We start from the raw sequence: 6,054 nt of genomic DNA on the forward strand, positions 1-6,054 counted from the left end.
CGCCTCACGGCGCGGCGGCCTGACGGCGCCAGTCCTTGAGGAAGTCGAGAAAGGCGCGCAGCGACGCCGGGGGCTGGCGGCGCGAGGGGTAATAGAGGAAGGGGCCGGGAAAGCTCTGGCTCCAGTCCTCAAGCACGGCGACGAGACGACCGGCGGCGATGTGTTCGCGCAAATAATCGTCGAAGGTCATCAGGAACCCTAGCCCATCGAGCGCCGCCCGCAACTGGATGCCGGTGTGCCCGGCGTGGAACGGGCCGCCGGGCTGGATGCGCACGATGCGGCCGTCCTTCTCGAACTCCCAGGGCGGGTGGGCGCCGCTGGCGTAGACGGTGGAGACGCTCGGCTTGCCCAGCAGGTCCTCGGGCCGTTCCGGCATCCCGAAACGGTCGAGCACGGACGGCGCCGCGCACAGCACGAAGCGCTGCGGCGGGCCGAGCGGCACCGCGATCATGTCCTGCGCCAGATGTTCCTCGTACCGCACGCCCGCATCGTAGCCCTGCGCTACGATGTCGATCAGGGCGATGTCCACGGTGATTTCCAGTTCCACATCTGGAAAGCGGGTCAGGAAGGGCGTGACCATCGGGGCCAGCACAAGATCCACCGCCGGGGCCGGCGCGTTGATGCGCAGCCGCCCCGCCGGACGCCCCTGGCGCTCCCTCAGGTCGGACAGGGCGCCGGCCACCTCGCCCAGCGCGGGTTCCAGCCGGCGAAGAAGCTGCTCCCCGGCCTCGGTCGGGGCGACGCTGCGGGTCGTGCGGTTCAGCAGGCGGACGCCGAGATGCTCTTCCAACTCCCGCATCCGCTGGCTGAGGCTGGAGACGGACACGCGCTGCTCCAGCGCCGCGCGGCGGAAGCTGCGGTGGCGGGCGACGGCGGCGAAAGCTTGCAGGTCGCGCAGGTCGGTGTCGTCCATTCCCAGGTTCCGATTGTTCGATGCAGTGAACAGCCCGTTCGGGATTGTCCATCTTATCGGATCAATGGCGCCGGATCATCATCCAGGGCAAGGCGGCGCTGAAACGGCGCCGCGACGGACGGAGAGGATCAGGAACATGGAACAGCGCACACTCGGGGCCGCGGGCCCCGTCAGCTCGGTCATCGGCCTCGGCTGCATGGGCATGTCGGACTTCTACGGTCCGGCCGACCAGGAGGAGAGCATCGCCACGATCCACGCGGCGCTCGACGCCGGGATCACGCTGCTCGACACCGGCGACTTCTACGGCATGGGGCACAACGAACTGCTCATCCGCGACGCCCTGCGCGGTCGCGACCGCGACAAGCTGCTCATCAGCGTGAAGTTCGGCGCCCTGCGTGACCCGCAGATGGGCTGGAACGGCTACGACTCCCGCCCGGCGGCGGTGAAGAACTTCCTGACCTACTCGCTGCGCCGACTGGGCGTGGACCACATCGACATCTACCGCCCGGCGCGGCTCGACCCGAGCGTCCCCATCGAGGACACGGTGGGCGCCATGGCCGACATGGTGAAGGCCGGCTACATCCGCCACATTGGCCTGTCGGAGGTCGGCCCGGAAACCATCCGCCGCGCCGCCGCGATGCACCCGATCAGCGACCTGCAGATTGAATATTCACTGATCTCCCGCGGGATCGAGGAGGCCATTCTGCCCACCTGTCGGGAGCTTGGCATCGGCGTCACCGCCTACGGCGTGCTGTCGCGCGGCCTGATCAGCGGCCACTGGAGCAAGGACCGGACGGGCCAGGATTTCCGCAGCCGCAGTCCGCGCTTCCAGGGCGAGAATCTGGAGCGGAACCTGGCGCTGGTGGAGCATCTGCGGGAGATCGCCCAACGCATCGGCGGTTCCGTCGCCCAGGTCGCCATCGCCTGGGTGGCGGCTCAGGGCCGCGACATCGTCCCGCTGGTCGGGGCCCGCCGCCGCGACCGTCTGGCCGAGGCGCTGGGCGCCCTGGACCTCACCCTGTCGGCGGAGGATCTGGCGCAACTGGCCGAAGCCCTGCCGCCCGGCGCCGCGGCGGGCGAGCGCTACCCGGCGGCGCAGCTCGTCCATATGGACAGCGAGACGTACAGACAGCGCTGACCCGCCCCCACCCGGCCCTCCCCGCTTCGCAGGGGAGGGTTAGGGAGGGGGCACCGCTGCCGCCGGCCCCTTACCCCTCGACCTGCACCACGCGCAGGTTGTTGGTGGTCCCCGCCTTGGCGAACGGAATGCCGGCCACCACGACCATCTGGTCGTTGGGCTTGGCGAAGCCCTCCTCCTTGGCGAAGCCCAGCGCCCGCTCGACCATCTCCTCGTAGGTGTGGATGTCGGCGGACAGGACGCTGTGCGCGCCCCAGAGCAGGGACAGGCGGCGCGACACCGCGGCGTGCGGCGTGATCGCCAGGATCGGCACCGCCGGGCGGCGCCGGGCGATGCGCGCCGCTGTGGTGCCGCTGGAGGTGTAGGCGACGATAGTCGATGCGTGGATCACCTCGGCCAGATCGGCGGCGGCGGCGGCCACCGCGTGGGGCGCGGTCTGCTCCTCGCCGGGGTCGGACGCGTCGATGATCGAGCGGTAGAGCTTGTGCTGCTCCGTGCTGCGGATGATGCGGTCCATCATCTCCACGGCCTCCACCGGGAAGGCGCCGCTGGCCGATTCCGCCGACAGCATCACCGCGTCGGCGCCGTCATAGATGGCGGTCGCCACGTCGGACGCCTCGGCCCGCGTCGGGGTCGGCGCGTTGACCATGGAATCGAGCATCTGCGTCGCCACGATCACCGGCTTGACGGCGAGGCGGCAGGCACGCACCAGCTCCTTCTGGCGGCCCGGCACCTCCTCGTGCGGGATCTCGACGCCCAGGTCGCCGCGGGCGACCATGACCGAGTCCGACAGGCGGATGATGTCGTCGATGCGGTCCAGCGCCGCCGGCTTCTCGATCTTCGACATCAGCCCGGCGCGGTCGCCGATCAGCCCGCGGGCCTCCAGCAGGTCGGCGGGCTTCTGCACGAAGGACATCGCCACCCAGTCGACGCCCAGCTCCAGCCCGAAGGCGAGGTCGACGCGGTCCTTGGCGGTCAGGGGCGACAGTTCCAGCACGGTGTCGGGCAGGTTGACACCCTTGCGGTTGGAGATGGTCCCTCCAATGACCACTTTGGCGTCGATGTAGTCGTCGCCCAGCCCGGTCACGGCGACGCGCACGCGCCCATCGTCGATCAGCAGATTATGGCCCGGCATCACCGCGGCGAAGATTTCCGGATGGGGCAGTGGGATTGCGGCCTTGTCGCCATCGGCGCCGGACAGGACGAAGCGGATCGATTCGCCGGCGGCGACGGTGATCTTGCCGTCACGGATGGTGCCGACGCGGATCTTCGGCCCTTGCAGGTCCTGAAGAATGCCGATGGGACGGCCCATCTCGGCCTCCAGGGCACGGATGGCGGCGTGGACCTTGGCGTGGTCCTCGTGCGTCCCGTGGCTGAAATTCAGGCGGAAGGTATCGACGCCGGCCAGGAACAGCCGCTTCAGCATCTCGGGGGTGTTGCTGGCGGGACCGACCGTGGCAACGATCTTCGCGCGGCGGTGACGACGCATATAATTTCGGCCTCTAGGGCCGCCTCCTTGATGGAGTGTCGAACGGCGGGCATGCCGGGTGGGAAGCGGGCGATCATGGAACCGCCCGGCTGCCGTTCACATTGGTGGGTAACGGCCCGCTGACAACCACCGAACCCGCAATAATGCCCGGCTGTGGCAGAGCCGCCGCCGCTGGGCCGGTTCCCGCGTCCGTTCGCACTGTAAAGACCGAGTATCAGGTGCGCGACCGGCTATCGTTCATGCGGTTCCTCGGGCTGGGGTTGGGCGATCGGGTTCCGGAGCACACGACGATCTGGCTGTTCCGCGAGGCGCTGGTGAGGGCGGGAGCGATGGAGGGGCTGTTCGCCCGCTTCGACGCGGCTCTGAAGGAACGTGGCTACTTCGCGCTGGGCGGCCAGATCATTGACGCCTCCATCGTGGAGGCGCCCCGGCAGCGGCTGACCCGGGAGGGGAAGCGCCAGATCCGTGACGGCGAAGATCCGCCCTGGCCCCTGGCCAAGGCTCGCCAAAAGGATACGCAGGCGCGCTGAGCGGTGAAACGAGGGCGGGTCGGGGGCCGCCGCCCCCGGCCTTCGGCGACAATCCGCCTTTTCAGCCAAAATCCAGAGCTCAGCCCCCACAGAACGCTGCTTTATCGAGGTGTTCAATTGGGATTAAATCTTCCGCAAACACGAAAAAACCCGCCAAGCAATTGACTTGACGAGCTTTTTTGCCGGAAATTTGGTTGCGGGGGCAGGATTTGAACCTGCGACCTTCAGGTTATGAGCCTGACGAGCTACCGGGCTGCTCCACCCCGCGGGTGTTGGGCTGCTGGGAACCGGCAGTGCGACGACGATTGTCAAGCGTGTTTGAAACCCATCCATCCAAGTCCTTGATGGCTTGGCGTGTGCCGTGGTGACCTGGCGGCGACCTACTCTCCCACGTCTTAAGACGCAGTACCATCGGCGCTGAGGCGTTTCACGGCCGAGTTCGGAATGGGATCGGGTGTTGGGAGCCTCGCCATGACCACCAGGTCACCAAGGCACACGCGAACCATCCGGACCGGACGGGCGGGTTTCGTTAAGTTTGAGGACGTTTGCTCTTGTTCTTTGCGGTGTTGGCTCGTGCGCCCAGGGCTTGCCGCTGCGCGCGGGCCGCCTGCTGGGAAGGATCAAGCCTTTCGAGCGATTAGTAAGGCTCAGCTTCAGGCGTTGCCGCCCGTCCACATGCCTCCTATCGACGTGATGGTCTGTCACGGCTCTCAAGGGAGTTCTGGTTTTGAGGTGGGTTTCCCGCTTAGATGCTTTCAGCGGTTATCCCGTCCATACTTAGCTACCCGGCCATGCCACTGGCGTGACAACCGGTGCACCAGAGGTATGTCCATCCCGGTCCTCTCGTACTAGGGACAGATCCTCGCAAAACTCCGACACCCACGGCAGATAGGGACCGAACTGTCTCACGACGTTCTAAACCCAGCTCACGTACCACTTTAATCGGCGAACAGCCGAACCCTTGGGACCTGCTCCAGCCCCAGGATGTGATGAGCCGACATCGAGGTGCCAAACGACTCCGTCGATATGGACTCTTGGGAGTCATCAGCCTGTTATCCCCGGCGTACCTTTTATCCGTTGAGCGATGGCCCGTCCACGTGGGACCACCGGATCACTATGGCCGACTTTCGTCTCTGCTCGACTTGTCTGTCTTGCAGTCAGGCGGGCTTATGCCATTGCACTCGTCGAGCGATTTCCGACCGCTCTGAGCCCACCATCGCGCGCCTCCGTTACACTTTGGGAGGCGACCGCCCCAGTCAAACTACCCGCCATGCAGGGTCCCGGCTCCGGATCAACGGAGCGCGGTTAGATGCCAGAGACCTCAAGGGTGGTATTTCAAGGATGGCTCCACCCGAGCTGGCGCCCGGGCTTCCTAGCCTCCCACCTATCCTACACATGAGATCCCTAGCACCACTGCAAAGCTGTAGTAAAGGTGCACGGGGTCTTTCCGTCTGACCGCGGGTACTCCGCATCTTCACGGAGAGTTCAATTTCGCTGAGTTGGTGTTGGAGACAGCGGGGAAGTCGTTACGCCATTCGTGCAGGTCGGAACTTACCCGACAAGGAATTTCGCTACCTTAGGACCGTTATAGTTACGGCCGCCGTTTACCGGGGCTTCAATTCGGAGCGTGAACCCCTCCTCTTAACCTTCCGGCACCGGGCAGGCGTCAGACCCTATACGTCGCCTTGTACGGCTTCGCAGAGCCCTGTGTTTTTAGTAAACAGTCGCCACCCCCTGGTCTGTGCCCCCCGCCCCGGCTTGCGCCGCGACGGGGCCCTCTTCTTCCGAAGTTACGAGGGCAATTTGCCGAGTTCCTTCAACACCATTCTCTCAAGCGCCTGGGTATACTCTACCAGTCCACCTGTGTCGGTTTGGGGTACGGTCTGATGCGGGGGCTGTTTCCTGGAACGGGTCCCCAGCCGGGCCAATCCGATAAGGCCCGACACGCTTTCCCATTCGTCACACACCCGCTGGCCCACGAATA

3 protein-coding genes, 1 tRNA gene, 2 rRNA genes and 1 pseudogene (1 of these 7 running past the window's edge) are annotated in these 6,054 nt (G+C 66.0%); 2 read left to right on the plus strand and 5 right to left on the minus strand.

Going from position 1 to position 6,054, the window contains the following annotated elements; all coding sequences use genetic code 11:
* Positions 1-4: 4 nt before the first annotated feature.
* Positions 5-913: a LysR family transcriptional regulator gene (locus ACWPXE_RS04375; RefSeq protein ID WP_454016838.1), complete on the minus strand. Its 909-nt coding sequence runs from the start codon at positions 911-913 to the stop codon at positions 5-7.
* A gap of 136 nt (positions 914-1,049) precedes the next feature.
* On the opposite strand from ACWPXE_RS04375, the gene ACWPXE_RS04380 reads away from it, so the two are divergent.
* A complete protein-coding gene (locus tag ACWPXE_RS04380; RefSeq protein ID WP_454016839.1) occupies positions 1,050-2,051 on the plus strand; it encodes an aldo/keto reductase in 1,002 nt (333 codons plus the stop codon).
* A gap of 70 nt (positions 2,052-2,121) precedes the next feature.
* Here ACWPXE_RS04380 and pyk read toward each other — a convergent pair whose 3' ends face one another.
* A complete protein-coding gene (pyk, locus tag ACWPXE_RS04385; protein ID WP_454016840.1) occupies positions 2,122-3,540 on the minus strand; it encodes a pyruvate kinase in 1,419 nt (472 codons plus the stop codon).
* 209 nt (positions 3,541-3,749) lie between these two features.
* Between pyk and ACWPXE_RS04390 the strand changes: the two are divergent.
* Positions 3,750-4,067, plus strand: a pseudogene (locus tag ACWPXE_RS04390) (transposase); the annotation flags it as partial.
* Between the two features lie 194 nt (positions 4,068-4,261).
* On the opposite strand, the gene ACWPXE_RS04395 reads toward ACWPXE_RS04390, so the two are convergent.
* The 3 genes from ACWPXE_RS04395 to ACWPXE_RS04405 all read right to left on the minus strand — a co-directional run.
* Positions 4,262-4,338 (minus strand) — tRNA-Met (locus tag ACWPXE_RS04395).
* Positions 4,339-4,437: 99 nt separating this feature from the next.
* A 5S ribosomal RNA gene (rrf, locus tag ACWPXE_RS04400) occupies positions 4,438-4,553 on the minus strand.
* A gap of 133 nt (positions 4,554-4,686) precedes the next feature.
* Positions 4,687-6,054, minus strand: a 23S ribosomal RNA gene (locus tag ACWPXE_RS04405) (it continues 1,379 nt past the right edge of the window).

Source organism: Azospirillum sp. Marseille-Q6669, from assembly GCF_965111635.1.

Excerpts from the sequence above, each read along its gene's own strand:
- ACWPXE_RS04375 (WP_454016838.1), bottom strand. The coding sequence starts at position 913 with ATGGACGACACCGACCTGCGCGACCTGCAAGCTTTCGCCGCCGTCGCC.
- ACWPXE_RS04380 (WP_454016839.1), top strand. The coding sequence starts at position 1,050 with ATGGAACAGCGCACACTCGGGGCCGCGGGCCCCGTCAGCTCGGTCATC.
- pyk (WP_454016840.1), bottom strand. The coding sequence starts at position 3,540 with ATGCGTCGTCACCGCCGCGCGAAGATCGTTGCCACGGTCGGTCCCGCC.